Source organism: Lacibacterium aquatile (genome assembly GCF_042683105.1).
Classification (GTDB): domain Bacteria; phylum Pseudomonadota; class Alphaproteobacteria; order Elsterales; family Elsteraceae; genus Lacibacterium; species Lacibacterium aquatile.
This window is the reverse complement of sequence record NZ_JBHUIP010000023.1, coordinates 1-801: the sequence shown is the minus strand read 5'-3', so window position 1 is coordinate 801 and position 801 is coordinate 1. Positions and strand designations below refer to the sequence as shown.

At 63.8% G+C, this 801-nt stretch carries 1 protein-coding gene; it reads left to right on the top strand.

Annotated features, from left to right (window positions below; all coding sequences use genetic code 11):
* A partial coding sequence (locus ACFSM5_RS22190) for a FecR family protein (protein ID WP_379879187.1) occupies nt 1–801 on the top strand: 801 nt, incomplete at both ends.

Below are 801 nucleotides of genomic sequence, written 5' to 3'. Positions count from 1 at the left end.
CACGCTTGCCGGGACCGGGACGATCACCCGCGTTGACGGCACGGTCGTGCAGGCCGCCAAAGGCACCCCAGTCTTCCAGGGCGACACGGTGGAGACGACCAAGGGCGGCAAGGTCGGCATTGTCTTTGTCGATAACACCACCTTTGCGCTGGGCGAAAACGGCCAGATGCGCATGGACGAGCTGGTCTATAATCCCCAGTCTAAACAAGGCTCCCTGGGCCTCTCGATGCTCAAAGGCGCCTTTGTCATCGTCACTGGTGAAATAGCGCCCTCCTCCACCGATGCCATGACCATCCGCACCCCGGTCGGCACCATCGGTATCCGCGGCACCAAGGTCGCGGGCGGCATCGATGTCTCCGGCGGTCTTGTCCTGTCCCTGCTGCCCGATCCGGTCGGGCGCCCCTCGGCTGTGGTCGTCTCGAACGCCGCAGGCACTCAGTTCATCACCGAAACCAATACCGGCATCCAGGTCGCCAGCTATAACAGCGCCCCCACATCGCCCCAGCCCATGGGCAGCCTACCCGGAGCGGGCGCCCTGGCGGATGTGTTGGCCCAGGTGCTGGCTTTTGTTGATGGCATCGTCGGCGAACAGATCGTCCAGGCCATCCAGCAGGCCGCCGATGCCCAGGCCGCTGACCGTGAAGCCGTTGTCCGCGACGTGACCTCGAAGCCCAACGATGCTCAGGCCGGTCAGACCACGGGCCAGACCACCGACACAACCACCAAAATCATCGTGACCGATGTCGACACTAAGCTGGCCGATCTGCTCGACCAGAATCCTGAACTGCCGACCATCACGCC